General features: G+C 48.1%; 15 protein-coding genes. 13 read left to right on the top strand and 2 right to left on the bottom strand.

Features of this window, described 5'->3' with window-relative positions; all coding sequences use genetic code 11:
* Positions 1-47: 47 nt before the first annotated feature.
* Positions 48-1,892, top strand: coding sequence for a phosphomethylpyrimidine synthase ThiC (gene thiC, locus MMB75_RS21855; RefSeq protein WP_263559890.1), 1,845 nt, complete (start codon positions 48-50; stop codon positions 1,890-1,892).
* A 207-nt stretch (positions 1,893-2,099) separates the two neighbouring features.
* On the opposite strand, the gene MMB75_RS21850 is transcribed toward thiC, so the two are convergent.
* Complete coding sequence (locus tag MMB75_RS21850; protein WP_010348453.1) at positions 2,100-2,252, bottom strand: hypothetical protein; 153 nt, start codon at positions 2,250-2,252, stop codon at positions 2,100-2,102.
* Positions 2,253-2,758: 506 nt separating this feature from the next.
* Here MMB75_RS21850 and MMB75_RS21845 point away from each other — a divergent pair.
* On the top strand, positions 2,759-3,595 hold the full coding sequence (locus MMB75_RS21845; RefSeq protein WP_013369422.1) for a YitT family protein: 837 nt from the start codon (positions 2,759-2,761) through the stop codon (positions 3,593-3,595).
* 197 nt (positions 3,596-3,792) lie between these two features.
* The gene (locus MMB75_RS21840) at positions 3,793-4,149 is read left to right on the top strand and encodes a DUF1648 domain-containing protein (protein ID WP_016819330.1); all 357 of its coding nucleotides are present in this window, start codon (positions 3,793-3,795) and stop codon (positions 4,147-4,149) included.
* Between the two features lie 65 nt (positions 4,150-4,214).
* Here MMB75_RS21840 and acnA read toward each other — a convergent pair whose 3' ends face one another.
* A complete protein-coding gene (gene acnA, locus MMB75_RS21835; protein ID WP_277510731.1) occupies positions 4,215-6,926 on the bottom strand; it encodes an aconitate hydratase AcnA in 2,712 nt (903 codons plus the stop codon).
* A gap of 421 nt (positions 6,927-7,347) precedes the next feature.
* Here acnA and MMB75_RS21830 point away from each other — a divergent pair, with 421 nt between their 5' ends.
* The 10 genes from MMB75_RS21830 (at position 7,348) to MMB75_RS21785 (ending at position 18,391) form a co-directional block, all read left to right on the top strand.
* Complete coding sequence (locus MMB75_RS21830) at positions 7,348-8,343, top strand: amidase domain-containing protein (protein ID WP_123796789.1); 996 nt, start codon at positions 7,348-7,350, stop codon at positions 8,341-8,343.
* A 73-nt stretch (positions 8,344-8,416) separates the two neighbouring features.
* Complete coding sequence (locus MMB75_RS21825; protein ID WP_019686144.1) at positions 8,417-9,505, top strand: D-alanine--D-alanine ligase; 1,089 nt, start codon at positions 8,417-8,419, stop codon at positions 9,503-9,505.
* Between the two features lie 102 nt (positions 9,506-9,607).
* Positions 9,608-9,931: a hypothetical protein gene (locus MMB75_RS21820; protein ID WP_016819326.1), complete on the top strand. Its 324-nt coding sequence runs from the start codon at positions 9,608-9,610 to the stop codon at positions 9,929-9,931.
* A gap of 139 nt (positions 9,932-10,070) precedes the next feature.
* On the top strand, positions 10,071-11,072 hold the full coding sequence (gene uvsE, locus MMB75_RS21815) for a UV DNA damage repair endonuclease UvsE (protein WP_025364023.1): 1,002 nt from the start codon (positions 10,071-10,073) through the stop codon (positions 11,070-11,072).
* 173 nt (positions 11,073-11,245) lie between these two features.
* A complete protein-coding gene (locus MMB75_RS21810) occupies positions 11,246-12,112 on the top strand; it encodes an inositol monophosphatase family protein (protein WP_025364024.1) in 867 nt (288 codons plus the stop codon).
* Positions 12,113-12,149: 37 nt separating this feature from the next.
* Positions 12,150-12,392, top strand: coding sequence for a hypothetical protein (locus MMB75_RS21805; protein ID WP_019686147.1), 243 nt, complete (start codon positions 12,150-12,152; stop codon positions 12,390-12,392).
* A 165-nt stretch (positions 12,393-12,557) separates the two neighbouring features.
* Positions 12,558-14,288: a sensor histidine kinase gene (locus MMB75_RS21800; RefSeq protein WP_211189203.1), complete on the top strand. Its 1,731-nt coding sequence runs from the start codon at positions 12,558-12,560 to the stop codon at positions 14,286-14,288.
* Positions 14,266-15,825 carry a response regulator transcription factor gene (locus tag MMB75_RS21795; RefSeq protein WP_016819321.1) on the top strand — a complete coding sequence of 520 codons (1,560 nt, stop codon included), beginning with the start codon at positions 14,266-14,268 and terminating at the stop codon, positions 15,823-15,825. The genes MMB75_RS21800 and MMB75_RS21795 overlap by 23 nt, the downstream gene beginning before the upstream one ends.
* Before the next feature lie 174 nt (positions 15,826-15,999).
* Positions 16,000-17,292 carry an ABC transporter substrate-binding protein gene (locus MMB75_RS21790; protein ID WP_019686149.1) on the top strand — a complete coding sequence of 431 codons (1,293 nt, stop codon included), beginning with the start codon at positions 16,000-16,002 and terminating at the stop codon, positions 17,290-17,292.
* Positions 17,293-17,482: 190 nt separating this feature from the next.
* Positions 17,483-18,391, top strand: a complete 909-nt coding sequence (locus tag MMB75_RS21785) for a carbohydrate ABC transporter permease (protein WP_016819319.1) — start codon at positions 17,483-17,485, stop codon at positions 18,389-18,391.
* Positions 18,392-18,393: the final 2 nt, after the last annotated feature.

Here is an 18,393-nt window from a genome sequence, read left to right as displayed (position 1 = left end):
TGGTTCCGGATCGGTGTGTCATTTCAACGATACGGGAGGAATGGACCATGAAACCGACAGAAACAAAAGGAACGAAAGAAACAGGAATGAAATCAGCAGATGCAGGATTGGCGGGAATAATAGAAGTAGAGGGAGAGAAGGCCAAAGCGGAGCAAGCCAGTGGGCTAAAGCCCTTTCCGGGGAGCCGTAAGGTGTATATTCAAGGTTCTCGGCCGGATATTGCTGTGCCTGAGCGTGAAATCGCGCTACAACCCACACATACCCCGCAGGGCACCGAGCATCATGACCCACTGCGTGTGTATGATACCAGCGGTCCGATGACGGACGAAGCCTACCAGGTCGACATCCGTCAGGGATTGCCACCATTACGGCGAGCTTGGGCACTGGAACGGGGAGATGTGGAGGCTTATGAGGGCCGCGCCGTCAAGCCGGAGGATAACGGGATGAAGCCTGGTTCCAAACGTGAGACAGTGGAATTTCCCGGCGTGACCAACCGTCCGCTACGGGCCTCGCAAGGGCGTACTGTGACGCAAATGCACTATGCGCGGCAAGGGATCATTACGCCTGAAATGGAATTCGCGGCGATCCGCGAAGGTGTAGAGCCCGAGTTTGTACGACAGGAGCTGGCGGCTGGACGAGCTATTTTACCTTCAAATATCAATCACCCGGAAAGCGAACCCATGGTCATTGGGCGCCAATTTCACGTAAAGATCAATGCAAACATTGGGAATTCCGCAGTTACGTCCTCCATCGAGGAAGAAGTGGAGAAGATGACCTGGGCTGTGCGCTGGGGCTCAGACACCGTCATGGACCTGTCTACAGGCCGGAATATTCATACAACGCGCGAATGGATCATCAGGAATTCTCCCGTACCGATTGGAACGGTGCCGCTATATCAGGCACTGGAAAAGGTGAACGGCGAAGCTGAGAAGCTGACGTGGGAGCTGTATCGAGACACGCTGATTGAGCAGGCGGAGCAGGGAGTGGACTATTTTACGATCCATGCGGGTGTATTGCTGCGATATATACCGATGACGGCGAATAGAATGACGGGAATTGTATCCCGGGGCGGGTCGATTATGGCAGCTTGGTGCCTTGCACACCATCAGGAGAACTTTTTGTATACGCATTTTGAAGAAATCTGTGAAATTATGAAAGTCTATGATGTGGCCTTTTCTCTCGGGGATGGTCTGCGTCCAGGGAGTATCTATGATGCGAATGATGAAGCACAATTTGCAGAGCTAGAGACGTTGGGCGAGCTCACGCAAATTGCATGGAAGCATGATGTCCAGGTCATGATTGAAGGGCCAGGACATGTCCCTATGCACAAAATCAAGGAGAATGTGGATTTACAAATGGAGATTTGTAAGGAAGCCCCCTTTTATACTTTAGGGCCGCTGACGACGGATATCGCACCAGGATATGATCATATTACCTCAGCTATCGGGGCGGCGATGATCGGTTGGTTCGGGACATCGATGCTGTGCTACGTTACGCCGAAGGAGCACTTGGGTCTGCCGAACAAGGATGATGTCCGCGAAGGAGTTATTACCTACAAAATTGCCGCACATGCTGCCGATCTGGCGAAGGGTCATCCGCGGGCACAGCAGCGGGACGATGCTTTGTCCAAGGCGCGTTTTGAATTCCGCTGGCGCGATCAGTTCAATCTCTCGCTTGACCCTGAGCGGGCATTGTCCTACCATGATGAAACGCTACCAGCAGAGGGGGCCAAGGAAGCCCACTTTTGCTCGATGTGCGGTCCCAAGTTTTGCAGTATGCGTATCACGCAGGACATTCGTGCCTATGCGGCCGATAAGGGACTGAATACTGAGGAAGCCGTTGCCGCCGGGATGCGAGAGAAGGCAGAGCAGTATCGGGAAGCTGGGCAGTAAAAATCGGTAGCGATACAAAAGTCAATCAACTGGGAAGCCTCAACGAAAAGTACAGTTAAGCTCGTCAGAGGTTTATTTCCATAAACGTATGAGCAAGGTTTAGAAACGCGTGAGTAACAAAAAGCCGTGGTTCTCTACAGTCGATGTAGAAAACTACGGCTTTTCAGCTTATGTAAAGCGGGATCATGCTACCGGATTAACGGAGCTTTATTTTTTACCCATTTTTTCATTCAAAATGTCCTGAAAGCTGAGCTTCTTCTCCGAGCTGTCTTCTTTCTTCTGCATACTCACCGCGTTGGCACGTTGGTATTGGTGGTGAAAAGGCATCAGGGTGTGGACAGTTAAGTTCATTGTATTCATGTGGTCATTCCTCCAATTCCATTTTGTCAAATTCAGATTGAGTTGCTTAGGACGTCTGTATAGGACTATGTATATGTACTTGATGTCGTAATGCCGTGTAGGTTGCTTGGTAATGTTTCAATCATTATACCCGCATTTATCCAAAGTAAAACGCTTTTGACATAAAACAGGAAGATGGTCGTATGTGTCCAAAATGTGTATTAGGAGGATGGTCATTTTAGGGGAAAATGTGCCTAGGGCCTAAACAAGGGCTAGAGGCCCGTTTTCTCAGTTTAGTAGTCGGGATTGTGTTTTTTTGTCGAATAACCTTGTATTAGCGGAATTTTGCGGAATTCTAAGGTTGGACTAAGGCAGTCTGGTGGCGAATTAAAGTGTCAAAGTTGTATTGACTTTATGTTGGGTAGTGGATACCATGAACTGGTTGTCAGCGTATTTTGGCAAGAAGAGTCAGCCAATCCATCTGGCAATTCATCCGTTGAAATGTTAGAGAGAGGATTAGAGCATATATGAAAAAAAGTATTGCAGATATCGTATTTATTATTCTGGGTGCGTTTTTTTTCGCGCTGGCTGTTAATCTGTATGTGATCCCGAATGAGTTTGGCGAGGGGGGCGTTACAGGGGTCACGATCATCTTGTACTACCTGTTTCAGTGGTCTCCCTCGATCGTCAATCTGGTCATTAATGGCTTGCTGCTGATTGTCGGATATAAATTTTTGGACAAGAGAACGACTCTGTATACTATAATTGCGGTCGCTTTTAACTCGCTGTTTTTACATTTAACAGTCAACTGGCGGATTGATTCGCATGAGCCGACGATTAATGCCGTATTTGCCGGAGTTTTGGTAGGGGTCGGCATTGGCTTAATTGTACGGGTCGGTGGTACAACGGCAGGAACGGTCATTTTAGCCCGGATTGCCAACAAGTATCTGGATTGGAATATCAGCTATGCCTTGTTGTTTTTTGATCTGATTGTCGCCTTCTCTTCCTACTTTATTATTGGCCCGGAAAAATTAATGCTAACTATCGTTATTTTGTACGTCGGTACGAAAGTTATGGATTTCATGATTGAAGGATTGAATCCGAAAAAAGCGGTCATGATCATTTCGGAGCATCAAGACAAAATTGCCGAGATGGTCATTACACAAATGGATCGTGGAGTCACCGTCCTGTCAGGCCACGGATATTACACCAAAAATCCAAAAGAAGTTTTATATATCGTCATTAGCAAACAAGAGGTGTCAGCGCTTAAAAAGATTGTGAAAGCTATCGATACAGCAGCATTTATCACCATTCATGACGTACGGGACGTATTCGGAGAGGGCTTTTTGGATATTTCGAAGTAATTTAGCAATGCGAAGGCAAGGATATAAGAGAATACAGTGGCAAGCCGGTCCTGAGAGGATCGGCTTTTTTGCATTTAGCAGTGAGAATGTCTTTTGCTAATCGCATAATTTCTCTTTTACTTAGCCGTGGATATAAAAATATAAATTGCTGATATGTGTATAATATGAATTAAATCAGCTCTAAAAGGAGAACTTCCATGCGAAATAGATTAAATATTTTTAATGTGTTGTCCTTTCTTGTGTCCGCTTTGCCTTTCGTCATCTACCTTTTCATGTATCCGACAATGCCCAGAAAGGTAGCAATCCACTACGGTTTTAATGGGGTGGCTGACCGTTTTGTTGACAAATCCTCTCCTGAGGTATGGTTGTTATGTGGACTTAGCCTCATATCATTTATGATTATGCTTTTGCTTCAGCCTATTCTCAGACGTCGATTCAAGAGCCAAGAAGGCTCTGAAATGTTGAAAAGCCTGCCTGGTCTCATTACAGTTCTTATATCTGTTGTATTCTCGACCATAGGCATGTGTTTTCTTCTGAATGCTTCGGGCATGTAAAAAATCCCCTCTCCATTGCAGTTTACACCGCATTTGAGAGGGGATTTTCATTATTCACTCGATCATTACGCTTGAATCATTTGACGCAGTACGGTTTGCAAAATACCACCGTTGTGGTAGTAGTCGATGTCAACGGTGCTGTCCAGACGAGCAGTGACCGGGAATTCGAACTTGGTGCCATCCTCGCGTTTGGCTACAACCGTAAGTTCTTGACCTGGTTTCACGTCATTGTCAATGCCGAGGATGTCGAAGGTTTCGCGACCGTTCAGGCCCAAGCTGGACCAGCCATAGCCTTCCTGGAATTGCAGCGGCAGTACACCCATACCGACCAGGTTACTGCGGTGAATCCGCTCGAAGCTTTCTGCAATGACGGCTTTAACACCTAACAACAGCGTACCTTTGGCTGCCCAGTCACGTGAGCTGCCTGTGCCGTATTCCTTGCCGGCGATGACGATCAGGTTCTGATCGGCTGCCTGATATTTCATGGACGCATCATAGATGGACATTTCCTCATCTGTAGGCAAGTACTTGGTCACACCGCCTTCGGTGCCTGGAGCTACATTGTTGCGGATACGGATGTTGGCGAATGTACCGCGCATCATGACTTCATGATTACCGCGACGGGAGCCATAGGAGTTGAAGTCCTTGCGCTCTACACCATGCTCCTTCAAGTACAGTCCTGCCGGGCTGGAAGGGGCGATGTTGCCTGCTGGTGAGATGTGGTCAGTCGTGACCGAATCATTCAGCAAGGCAAGTACACGGGCATTACGGATTTCCTTGATATCCTGCACACCATCCTGAAGCCCTTCAAAGAATGGCGGATTTTGAATATAAGTTGAGTTTTCATCCCATTCATACAGTTCGCCTTCAGGAACCGGAATGGAATTCCATTTTTCGTTGGCTGTAAATACATTTTCGTATTTGCGACGGAACATATCCGGGCTCAGAGACAGGCTGATCGCTTCCTTGATTTCTTCGGAAGTAGGCCAGATATCTTTTAGGTAGACAGGCTGATTGTCCTGATCGTAACCGAGTGGTTCGTTCACCATATCAATATTTACCGTGCCGGCGAGAGCATAAGCGACTACCAGTGGCGGTGAGCCGAGATAGTTGGCTTTGACTTGCGCATGCACACGTCCTTCAAAGTTCCGGTTACCGGAAATAACTGCGCCAACGGTCAGATCATTGTCTGTAATAGCCTGACTCACTTCGTCAGGAAGGGGTCCGGAGTTACCGATACAGGTCGCGCAGCCATAGCCTGCCACATGGAAGCCGAGGGCTTCAAGCGGTTCGATCAGTCCGGCTTTTTGCAGGTATTCCGTTACGACAAGCGAGCCTGGTGTCAAGCTTGTTTTAACATAGCCTGGCTTTTTGAGCCCGCGCTGTACTGCCTTTTTGGCGAGCAAGCCCGCGCCTAGCATAACGCTTGGGTTGGAGGTGTTCGTGCAGCTTGTAATCGCTGCAATCACGACTGAGCCAGTACCCAGCTCGCTGGTGGAGCCGTCCGGATGGGTCAGTGGAACCTTCTGTGCGATCTTTTCATCGCTCAGTCCATAGCCGCCTTTGTCTACCGGGGTACGGATAATGCCTTCGAAAGTTTCTTTCATGCGGCTTAGCTCAACACGGTCCTGCGGACGTTTGGGTCCGGCGAGACTCGGTACAACTGAAGCCAGGTCCAGCTCAAGCGTATCGCTGAACACAGGGTCTGGGGTATCGGATGTGCGGAACATGCCTTGAGCTTTGTAATATTCCTCTACAAGGCTGACTTGCTCATCGGAACGTCCAGTGCTGCGCAGGTAAGCCAGCGTTTCGGCATCAACCGGGAAAAAGCCGATCGTTGCGCCGTATTCCGGTGCCATGTTGGCCACGGTCGCACGGTCAGCCAAGCTAATGTTGGCCAGACCTGGGCCGTAAAATTCTACGAATTTGCCGACCACGCCTTTTTTACGCAGCATTTGCGTGACTGTCAGCGCCAGGTCGGTAGCGGTAGCTCCTTCCGACAGGCTACCTGTCAGCTTGAAGCCGATCACATCAGGAGTGACAAAATACAGCGGCTGCCCCAGCATACCCGCCTCTGCCTCGATCCCGCCGACACCCCAGCCTACGACACCGAGTCCGTTAATCATCGTCGTATGGGAGTCCGTTCCCACAAGGGAATCCGGGAAGACAACAGTTTCGCCGTCGATGGTTTTGGTGGCAGCCACGGAAGCGAGATACTCTAGATTAACCTGATGAACGATACCGGTGGATGGCGGCACCGCACGGAAGTTATTGAATGCCGTTTGCGCCCAGCGCAAAAAACGATACCGTTCTTCGTTACGTTCAAACTCTACATTAATATTGTAGTCCAGCGCGTCACTGGTACCGAAGGCATCAACCATGACCGAGTGGTCGATTACGAGATCAACGGGAACGAGCGGGTTGATTTGTTTCGGATCGCCGCCCGCTTTTTTCACCGTATCACGCATAGCTGCCAAATCGACAACCACCGGGACGCCAGTAAAATCCTGAAGCACGATACGTGCAGGAATGAACGGAATTTCCTTGTTGGTGTCACGATCCTCAGCCCAGCCTGTCAGCTGCTGCACGTGTTCTTCTGTAATGGCGCGTCCGTCAAACTGGCGAACCGCTGCTTCCAGCAACACTTTAATGGAGAAAGGCAGCTTGGCAACACCGCTTTTTCCTTGTTCCTCCAGTGCCTTAAGACTGTAGTAGCGATAAGGCTTCCCGTTAACTTCCAAACTACGGGCAATGGAGAATTGATCTTTTCCTGACATAAGTATTACCTCCTTGAAGTGGATGCTTGCGGGAAAATAGGGATGTCTTTGTTCGACGTCTTGCACATTTGGTTTTAATTGGTTGCGTTCTCAATTTCATCTTCAGTGGTGCATCGTAAGTTAAGAGGTTGAGATGAATGTAATTCGTTTCATTAGATGAAACATGATTTCAAAATGATTGCTTTTGGATTAAGTATACCGTTTTCAGACGGTTCCGTAAAGTTTTTTTGACCTAAATTATGCGTGTTCAGACTGGAAAATAAAACGTTCCGTTCCCCCGCGTTTCGATGTTCATACCAAGCTTTAGAGATTCATACTTATAGATAGAGAGCATATCCGACCAGAGAGGAAAGAAGGAAGTTATATATCAGCGTGGTTATCCCCGAATAAGGATAGCGAGACGAAAAATGGAGGGATAGGGATGGGGGAGCGGGAATGGAAACAGGCCCTTTTTGCTTATGTGAATCAGTACAATCGCAGTGAGGTAAATGGTGTACCACAGCCGGATGAGTACCTGGAGGTGGGCCAGCGAATGGAGCGGGCGGCACGTGCGGCCAGATTGGAGCAGTGGTACAACGAACGGGACGCTGTTCCCCTGCGCAGCGAGACACGCGCCAAGCCGCTACGAATAGTGCAGGATAACCCGGATGAGGCAGTGGTCGATGTACAACTGCATGTGAGGCTCTTTTATGAGAAGGGCGGGATGACGCACCGGGAGGATCGGATTGAACGGGAGCGTCTAACGTTTACACGCGAGGGCGAAGCCTGGCAGGTGACGAGGATCGAGCGCGATCCGGCAGAAAGAAAGCCGGCGGGAGGAGAGGTTCCTTTTGAACAAGCGTCGTTTAATCAGGGAGGAAGTCTGCCGCTGCTGAATCGTGGTGTGCTGGGCTTCGGCTCATCAGCACGCCCCAGTCGATATCGTCGTGAAGAAGCAGCGGCCTATGCAGATCAGTGGTGGGATAACTTTAACCCGGAGTTTGAGGCGTTTGATGTGGATTGCACCAATTATATCTCGCAGTGCCTCTTTGCAGGTGGTGCACCGATCCACTATACTGGTAAAAGAGAATCGGGCTGGTGGTATAAAGGACGGGTCGCCGGACGTGAGCTGTGGAGCTATAGCTGGGCGGTTTCCAACAGTCTGGAGCGGTATTTGGGCTCCAGCTCCTGGGGGTTGACCGCAGAGCAGGTGAGTCGACCGGAGCAGCTCATGCTGGGGGACGTCATTTTTTATGATTGGGATGGTGACGGAACCTTCCAGCACAGCACGGTGGTAACGGCCTTTGATGCTGGCGGCATGCCGCTAGTCAATGCACATACGGTAAGCTCCAGACATCGTTATTGGGACTATAAAAATTCGTATGCGTGGACGGACAATACGGTATATCGCTTTTATCACATCGCCGACTATTTTTAAATGAGATGATGGATAACAGGTACAGTGAAGCAAATCAGGCACAATGACGAAAGCAGGAAAGCGGAGGATAGGCATGGCAAATCAAAAATTGACCGTAGGGCTGGTGTACGGTGGTAAATCGGGCGAACATGAGGTATCGCTGCAAACGGCGTATGCGGTAATGAACGCTTTTAACTATGAGAAATACGAGATTATTCCTTTTTATATTACGAAGGCTGGCGATTGGCGTAGAGGGACGCTGTTAAGTGCGCCTCTGACTACTGTAGACCAATTGAAGCTGGAGCACGCTGAGGGTGGCACCAAGGCGGCATTAGATACGTTGTTCGGCAAGTTGTATGGAGAGCAGACGCTGGATGTACTGTTTCCGCTGCTGCATGGCACCTTTGGCGAGGACGGAACGATTCAGGGTCTGTTCGAAATGGCTGATATGCCCTATGTCGGGGCAGGCGTGCTGGCTTCGGCAGCAGGTATGGATAAAGGCGTCATGAAGAAGCTGTTTGAGCATGCAGGATTGCCGCAAGTGAAATACTGCTATTTTAATAGTACACAGTGGGCACAAACCGGTCACGACTTGGTGCGTAACATAGAGACTGAGTTGGGTTATCCTTGCTTTGTCAAACCAGCCAATCTGGGATCGAGTGTTGGTATTTCCAAAGCGAGTAACCGAGAAGAACTGGAAAAGGCTGTTGATCTGGCTCTGCAATTTGACCTGAAGGTGATTGTGGAGGAGTACGTCGATGCCCGTGAGATTGAAGTCAGCGTACTTGGCAATGACGAGCCGATTGCCTCGGTACCGGGTGAAATTGTGTCGTCGAGTGATTACTACGACTATGCTGCCAAATATACCGATGGTCAATCGGAAATGCTCATTCCGGCACCACTGGACGAGGAAGTGGCAGATCGTATCCGTGAAGCCGCATTGCAAGCTTTCCGTGCTCTGGAAGGTTGCGGGATTTCCCGTGCCGATTTCTTCGTCAGACGCTCAGATGGACATATCCTTATTAATGAAGTGAATACAATGCCTGGCTTTACACCGTTCAGCATGTATCCATTATTGTGGAGAGAAACCGGCGTATCCTATGTAAGTCTGCTGGATCGCATGATTGCTCTTGCGCTGGAGCGTTATGAGCGCAGGTCGGCACTGCACTATGAGAACTCATAAACGAAAAACGAAGGGGAGCTGATCACTCTCCTTTTTGTTCATATACATTGATAGACTTGAGCATTTTACCAAACTCTTAAGTATGAAAGGTGGCGGCTACACATGGGCTTTCAAACTGAATTTAACTCGGTGTGCAAATTTAAGAGCGAACAAGAACTTTATGAACTGCTGGAATATGGACGTGGCAAAATGGTTAAATCCGGCCTGCGCGTTTTTCCGACAGGACAGAAGGTCATCGCTTACAGCGTGGATAACGTGGCAGTAGCCATCGTTCAGATTGTGGGCTGTATCGCCGAAATCAATTTCCAAGGTGACGAAGTGACCGAGGTAGAAATGACTCTCATCCGTAAGCTGAATGAAGAGGAATCAAGAATTCAGACCGCATTGGCGGATGAAATGTTTTTTGGAGCACAGCAGCAATCCTAGCTGTTTGTTTCTTACAGTTTTGTGCAATACACCGAATCAGCAGGTGCTTTTCCGGGTATGATCAGTAGAAAAGGGGTTTAGGTCACAGAATGAAATCGGCCTTGCCATCTACTGCGAACTGCTGAAAGGAAGGACATCTATGATCGTAAGGTTCGGTTATGTTGCCATGTCGGTCACCGTGCAAAATGCATCCCCTTCTAAAACCATGACCATGGCCAGCTTTAACAAGATCGGAGACCGAGAAGCCGCGATCCGTAAGTTAGAACGGATTGCAGCCGAAAATCTCCATAATACATTGAGGCTGCTGCGTCATAATCGTGCGAGTGATATTCAGGTCTATCGTTTCTCATCCAAGCTGATTCCGCTTGCGACCCATCAAGATCTGAGGGATTGGGACCCATTTCAGGCGCTTGCTGCTGATTTTGCAGAGGTGGGGGACTATGTCAAGGCGAATAAGATGAGGGTATCGTTTCACCCCGATCATTTTACAGTGCTGAGCACTCCCCGTCCTGAAGTGTTGCAAAGCTCTATTCATGATCTGAAGTACCACGTGGCGATGCTGGAGGCTATGGGACTTAGTGCCGAAGCCAAGAACAACATTCATATTGGTGGTGCATACGGAGATAAGGTGACCTCAGGTCAGCGTTTTGTAGAGCAGGTTAGTGCGCTGGATCTTTCATTAAGAGAACGGTTAACATTGGAAAATGATGATAAAACGTTCAATGCGGTGGAAACACTGGAAGCTTGCAAAATAACAGGCTTACCAATGGTTCTTGATATTCATCATCAATGGGTCAATAACGAGGGAGAGAAGCCGTGGGAGCTTTGGCCGGATATATTGGATACCTGGAAAGGGGAATTGGCCCAAGCCGGATCTTCTGCGGATCATCCATTGCCGCCCAAAATTCATGCGTCCAGTCCCAAAAGTGAAAAAGACCCTCGTGGTCATGCAGACGGTGTTCTGGTGGAGCCATTGCTGACCTTTCTGCGTAATATCGCTGGATATACGGATCGGATTGATGTCATGCTTGAAGCCAAACTTAAGGATGAAGCGTTGTTCGGATTAATGAATGAACTGCGTCTTCAGGAAGATAACGGGGTCAAAGTGTTGGATGGGGCTTCCATAGAAATTACGCCTTAGAAAGCAGTATTTCGCGGATAAAGCTTCCATATGGAGAAACTTTATGAAGCTTATTGTGTATACTAGAATGTGTAAACTAGCAAACTTGTACTGAAACAGAGATGGTTAAGAGAATGTCTGTTGGGCAGGCTCGTAAACCACGTAACAATGATATAGAAAGTAGAGTGAACACGTTGAACGAACATGAAAACGAAAAGGTTCCCTATATCGTATCAGGAAAAAGCTATACGGCCGTGGCTATTAATGCGGCATCCAAAGCCGGGGAATGGATTAAAAGCAGGCTGGGCACAGTTGAACAATTGAATACCAAGCAGTCGCCGACCGATCTAGTGACAGAGGTAGATAAAGGTGCAGAACAGATGATTCGTAGACTCATTCTCACCCATTTTCCCGATCATGCCATCTTGGGTGAAGAAGGGGTAGAGCCGGGAGCCGAAGCTTCAGCCCGAGCATTAGAAGCTGCCCGTGAAGAGGAATATTTATGGATTATTGATCCGGTAGACGGCACTACCAATTTCGTGCACAGTCTGCCGTACTACAGTGTGTCTATTGCCTTGGCTCATCGTGGTGAAGTGATTGTCGGGGTAATTTATGATCCGTCCCGTGATGAAATGTTTGTAGCGGAAAAAGGAAAAGGCGCATATGTCCACGGCAATCGCATGCAAACATCGAGAGAAGAGACGCTGGGAGATAGCCTGGTGTGCATCGGTTTCCCGCCGGATCGTACGTATGCACAACCGTTGAATATGAAAATTACGCAGGTTCTTACACCTCAGGTACGCGGCATTCGGGCGCTCGGGTCGGCAGCGTTGCATCTGGCTTATGTGGCGTCGGGACGTTTGTCTGCTTATTGCGAAATCGGTTTGAATGCCTGGGATGTGGCAGCGGGCGCTTTGCTGGTACAGGAATCAGGAGGTACCATTACGGACACATTGGGCCAACCTTATGACCTGAGTGTACGGCATATTGTAGCTACGAATACAGCTATTCATTCTCAACTTATTCAAGTGCTGAAAGAAGCAGACGCAACCGGGTTATAATACTACGTACACCATCATTCTGAAGGAGGAAATCGCGATGAGCCAGTCCGAAGAATTGGAACGCCAGCTCAGTGAACTGCTGACGGAAGGCGAAATTCGTGAGAATGAGGCCAAAAAACGGGAACGACTCAGTCCCAAATATGAGGTGCGGGTTCAGACTCAAATGGACCCTATTGTCGAGGAGACGCGTAAATACCGGAATATGGCACGTGAGCTTGATGACCGATATGACGAATATATGAGCAAGGCGGACAAATCGAAAGCAACCGATCAACGCTAAGCAAGCCCAAATACCTCTTGCCGAATGACCAAGGCATGGGGTATTTTGTATAATATATAGAGTTTTCTCCATTTTGAGCTGGACGGGCAGGACGTGCGAAGGAGGCGACGTGTACTGATCACCTATTTTAAGAGCGCTTACAAAAATGCTGGAATCCATCATAAGATGGTACTGCTGATTACGGTGCTCATGCTGGTTAACTTTGCGGTTGTTGCAGTCATACTTAAATACGTATTTCATATTTATGATAATCAAATGTATAAAAAGACATCTGAAGTACTCAATATTTCTTCGATTGGCATTGAAAATGAACTGAAGGATGTTGAAAAAGTTACGTTTAAGGTAATAACGGACGAGCAGCTTCAGCGTTATTTGCTCCAATTGGAAAAGGAAACATCACCTTATGTCAAAACGGTACTGCGCAAAAAAATAACGAATAGGCTTATTGCCTTCGCCGGCTCTGAAACCTATGTCTATTCTATGATGGTGATCGACAAAGAGGGACAGGTCATGAGTGCGGGCAACCGCGAAGGTATCCCCCAAGAGCTTCGATCCACCCTGTCGGAGTTGGCAGACGAATATGACGGCTCCCATGCATGGTATGCGGCAGGTCACTCCTCCTTGCTGGCAGCGCGGCAATTCAAATCCTTTACCGATTCCAATTTTACGCTGAACGGGCTCGGCACGCTTGCGATTCGTGTACGAATTGACCGGATTGTAGCGGATCGAGTGCAGACTTCCGGCCGTGACGGACAGTTGATGATTACAGACGGAAGACGGATGATTTATCCCGAAACACCGCTTTTGAGTGAGAGCGATATTCAGGCAGAGCTTGGGCGGAAGCAACCTTACGGGATCGCGACCTATACAGGCGGAACCTTTTTTGCTGCTCAGATCAAATCCTCTTATACGGGCTGGACGTATTTACATATGACTCCCTTTGATGATATGTTTCGAAGTATTACGATAATCAAAGAAATTGTAAGCGCTATTTTTGTCATTATGCTGCTTATTGCATTGGCGCTGGGCGCGAGGCTGTCGGGCAGCATTACTCAACCGATTGTTCAGTTGATCCAGAACATGCGTAAAATAGAAAAAGGCGACCTCGACCGTCTGGAAGAGGAAGCGCTTGGGGCGGTACCCCTTTCCACACAGGATGAGGTTGGTCTCTTGCATCGGACGTATAAGAAGATGATCCGCCGTATCCGCGAGCTTATTAATGAGAATGTTGCCAAGCAGCTATTGCTGCGGGAAACAGAGCTAAAGGCGCTACAGGCACAGATTAATCCACATTTTCTATACAATACGTTAGAATCTGTGAACTGGCTCGCGAAGGCCAACAAGCAGGATCGGATTTCAGAAATGGTGGAAGCCCTTGCTTTTCTACTACGCAGCACGGTCAGTTTTGAAGAGCAGTTGATTCCACTTCAAAAAGAGCTGGATATCGTAAGGAGCTACGTAACGATCCAAAAAACACGTTTTGATGAGCGCCTCGATTTCCACCTCGATGTCCCGGAAGAGCTGATGGATGCACAAATTCCGAAGCTAACGCTTCAGCCCTTGGTGGAGAATGCGATCCATTATGCGCTGGAGCCGCGTATTGAACCGTGTCGGATCACGATTGTGGCCAGAGAAAGCGAGGGAGCGCTGTTCCTGCGGGTTGAAGATGACGGACCTGGAATGAGCCCGGATTTCTTGGAAAAGCTACGCAGCGGTCAGATCACAACCCGTGGGCGGGGCATTGGACTTGCGAATATTCAGGAACGGATTAACCTGACATTTGGTACACCTTGGGGGATAGAACTGCACAGCGAGTCAGGAACAGGTACGTCAATTCATGTCTGTATTCCATATGTGAAAGGGGATCAGGGTCGTGTACAAGGTGCTACTGGTTGATGATGAGCGTATGATTTTGGAAGGCATATCACAGGTGGTCGATTGGGGCAAGGCCGGAACACAACTGGTAGGTACGGCGCGTAATGGGATTGAGGCATATGATCAGATCCAGGCGAGCCCGCCTGATTTTGTGATCAGCGATATTTCCATGCCAGGACTGGACGGTATCGGACTCGTTGCCAAAACGACGGAGCATTTTCCAGACGTTCGTTTTATTCTGCTGTCTGGCTACAAAGATTTTGACTATGCCTGTCGGGCCATGCAATACGGGGTAAAGCACTACTTGTTGAAGCCCTGCAATGAGCGGCAAATTCATGAGGCTCTGACTGAGCTGGGACAGGAGCGAGAGGAACAGGAAGAACGCAAGCAGTTTGTGAACCGGATGAAGCTTGATTTTCAGCGTATGCTGCCGCATGTGAAGGAGCATTTTTTGAAGGAGTTTATTTCCTATAAAACTTACGGTAGCCGTGATATCGCTTTTTATGAGCGTTTGTTCGGTCTGGAGTTGCAAGATAAGCAGGTTCGAATGCTGCTGCTGCGGGTAGAGGAGTCCCACGAGCCGGAGCATTTGTTTGCTTTGCAAAATATAGCAGGGGATTTAATGGATCATGTCTTGCTCAGTACGACGATGCAAGGGCAGCTGCTGATTGTGCTGGAAAGTGCGGATGACACGTCTGGGTTTATGAAACAGATTGAAGCGGTACGTACGACGTTCCACCGTTTTTATAAGCTAGAGGTGACCGTCGCAGTTAGCGAGTCGGATAGCATGCAGCATTCGCGGGGGATGTACCGGGAGACATTGCATTGTATGAATCACCGCTTTTACACCGGGGAGGGCAGCCTCATTACGAAGGAAGATTTGGCGGCTGATGACACCCGGGAGATGGCAGATTTGGAACTGGACGAAGAGAAGTTCGGTCTGCTGATCAAGGCTGGAAATAGGGAGGAAGTTGCACAGGAAGTGGATCGGCTGTTCGGCATCCTGTCCCGTATGAAGCTGGAAATTTCCGTAACCCGTTCTTATGTGCTACAGCTATATGCTGCCATGATTCGTATATGTCCTGAAGAAGAGCGTGCGGCGTTCACGAGTCGAATGGTCGTGCTGGCAGAGCAAAAAACATTGGCATGCCTCAAATCTTTTGTACAGGAAGCCGCCGAACGAATGACCGCAATTTATTATAAAAGCAATGTATATCGCCAATCTTCCACGGTGGATAAAATGATCACTATTATTGAGCAAAACTATAGAAAATCCGATCTTTCGTTGAACGGTGTGGCGGGTCAAATGCTCTATATGAATTCCGACTATTTAGGGAAAATTTTCAAAAAAGTGACAGGCGAAAACTTTTCACATTATGTTAACCGTTACCGGATCGAGCGCGCGGCTGAGCATATTCGGGAGACGGGAGACGTAAAGGTGTTTGAGCTGGCGGAATGGTTCGGCTTCGGCGGGAACGCGCAATATTTTAGCCAGGTGTTCAAAAAATGGGCAGGTATGACACCCTCCGAGTACATTAAATCACACGAACGGGGATGAGCAGTTGAGTCCCTCTGTTTTTTAAACCTTTGAAATCTGATTTGTGTATTCCAATGTTTCTCTGCTTTTGGGAAAATAACAACAGGAGCAAATGTAAACGCTATCAAACAAGCGTAAGTACATTGTTACTCGTAATAAGGCTCCTTTCTAGAACAGCGAAAAGGGGAGAGATAGGTGGGCAAAAAGGGATGGTTTCTGGTCATAGCGATGCTGCTCGTGTTGACGACGGCATGTAGTGGAGCAGACGGTGGAGGCAATTCGGGCGCAAGTGCAGACGGGAAAGTAAAGTTGCGGATCGCTTGGTGGGGATCGGATACGCGCCACGAATATACGCAGAAGGTTATCGATTTGTATAAGCAAAAAAATCCGAATGTAACGATTGATGTGGAATATGCCTCTTTTGATGACTACTGGAAGAAGCTCGCACCGCAGGCGGCAGCAAACCAACTGCCGGATATCGTGCAGATGGACATTTCGTATATTAGCCAATATGCGAAGAACGGCCAGCTGGAAGATATGGCGCCTTACTTGAATCAGAAAATCCAAGTCGCTGATGTAAACGAAAATGTACTCAAAACCGGAATCATTGCCGGTAAGCAATATGGTATTCCAACAGGTGTCAATGTGCTGGGCTTCCAGTACGATCCGGCACTGCTCAAAAAAGCGGGCATAGACAAAATTCCTGATGACTGGACATGGGACCAATACAAAGAGCTGGCTTTGAAGGCAGCCTCCAATAAAGTTTACTTTGACAGCTCCATGGCTGCGGATATTTTCTTCCACTACTATTTGCGGACACATGGAAAATCTCTCTACAATACGGAAGGAACAGGATTGGGGTATGATGACGATAAGCTGTTTGTTGATTTCTTCGGTGGTTTAGCTGAGCTGATTAAGAAGGGGGCGACACCGACTCCTGAAGTCATGAACCAAACGAAGGGAATTCTTGAGGAATCGGATATCGTAAAAGGAACAGGTATCGGCATTTGGCAGTGGTCCAATCAGTATGTGGGCTTACAACAGGTCGTTAATCGCCCAATGGCGCTTGCTCCGATGTTTGGACCGAATATGGAAAAAGGCGTGTATATGCAGCCTACCATGTATTGGGCGGTGGCTTCCCGTTCACAGGTGAAGGATGAGGCCGCAAAGTTTATTGATTTCTGGATGAACGATGTAGAAGCGAATAAATTGATTAAAGGCGAACGTGGAGTACCAATTTCCGCCAAAATCAAGGAAGCTGTAGCGCCGGAGTTGAGCGAGGCAACGAAGCAGGTGTTTGAATTTGTGGCTTCCATGGAGCCAAAAGCTTCTCCAATGAGCCCACCTCCGCCAGTTGGATCACCAGAAGTGATTGCTACTTTGACCGATTATATTGAGCAGGTCAATTTCGGGCAGATGACGCCTGAAGACGCAGCGGTCAAATTCCGGGCTGATGCGAATACCATCCTTGCGAATAACAAGCAGTAATAATGCAGGGTTGAAGGATCGATTCGTTAGGTTAACCGTGCGTAGTGCAAAGCATGACTTGCGCACGGTTGATCCGACGAACCCATTGCAGAGGCAACCTTTGTAGATATCACAAAATAATTCATATAACAACGCATAGTTTATATTTACACGTACGCAAATTCTTAAAATGCAACAGAAGGGAGGCTTGATGAGCTTGCGAAATCATCAGAGCTTGAAAGCCAATATGACCGGATATGCGTTTATCAGCCCGTTTATTGTGGGCTTTCTGGCATTTACGTTAATTCCAATGTTTATTTCACTGTATCTGTCCTTTACGAGCTACAATCTGTTCACCCCGCCCAAATGGATTGGTCTGGGTAACTTCGAAAAAATGTTCACAGGTGATCCGAAATATTGGAATTCGATCAGGGTCACATTTACGTATGTATTGGTCGGTGTACCGTTGCGACTGATTTTCGCGTTGTTTGTGGCGATGATTTTGAATACCAAGTCACGCATGGTAGGCACCTATCGGACGATGTATTATCTGCCTTCTATTATCGGGGGTAGCGTTGCAGTGTCCATCATGTGGCGCAATATTTTCAGTAATGAGGGCATTGTTAACAGCTTGCTTTCGGCCTTGGGGGCAACTCCAGTGAAATGGTTTGGTGATCCGAATGCTTCGCTCATGATGCTGATCACCTTGTCTGTATGGCAATTTGGTTCATCCATGCTTATTTTTCTGGCAGGGCTGAAAAACATTCCGCTTGAAATGTACGAGGCATCCAGTGTAGATGGCGCTACGCCAGTACGAAAATTTTTCAGTATTACGCTGCCACTGCTGAGTCCGATTATTTTATTTAACTTGATTATGCAGACGATCAGTGCGTTTATGACCTTCGTCCCAGCCTATGTTATCTCCAAGGGTGAGGGTGGTCCAATGGATGGAACGATGCTACATTCACTGTATCTGTTCCGGCAGGCGTTTATGTTCAGCAATATGGGATATGCGGCAGCTATGGCCTGGGTCATGCTCATTATGATTGCGATACTGACAGCGATTTTATTTATGACATCCAAATTCTGGGTGTTCTATGAAACGGAAAAGGGGCGCTGATA

It is taken from the genome of Paenibacillus sp. P2(2022) (assembly GCF_029522175.1).
GTDB lineage: Bacteria > Bacillota > Bacilli > Paenibacillales > Paenibacillaceae > Paenibacillus > Paenibacillus polymyxa.
Note: the sequence above shows the minus strand (reverse complement) of the source record. Positions and strands in the feature narration are given on the sequence as shown.